The 360-nt window shown below is 67.2% G+C and carries 1 pseudogene; it reads right to left on the minus strand.

Going from position 1 to position 360, the window contains the following annotated elements:
- A pseudogene (locus L6D75_RS27200) lies at positions 1-360 on the minus strand (urocanate hydratase); the annotation flags it as partial.

The following is a 360-nucleotide window of genomic DNA, read 5'->3' on the forward strand; positions in this document are numbered from 1 at the left end:
CGCTGGCCTGTTCGTCGACGTAGCGGGTTTCCAGGCGGAAGTCGATGCGGCTCTGCTGGCATTCGATGTTCAGCGAGCAGGCACCGGCCAGGGTCGCGGCCAGTGGCTGGGCGCCGCCCATGCCGCCCAGGCCTGCGGTCAGTACCCACTTGCCCTTGAGGCTGCCGCCGTAGTGCTGGCGGCCGGCCTCGACGAAGGTCTCGTAGGTGCCCTGGACGATGCCCTGGCTGCCAATGTAGATCCAGCTGCCGGCGGTCATCTGGCCGTACATGGCCAGGCCCTTGGCATCCAGTTCGTTGAAGTGTTCCCAGTTGGCCCAGTGCGGCACCAGGTTGGAGTTGGCGATCAGCACGCGCGGGG

This window comes from Pseudomonas faucium (assembly GCF_021602585.1).
Classification (GTDB): domain Bacteria; phylum Pseudomonadota; class Gammaproteobacteria; order Pseudomonadales; family Pseudomonadaceae; genus Aquipseudomonas; species Aquipseudomonas faucium.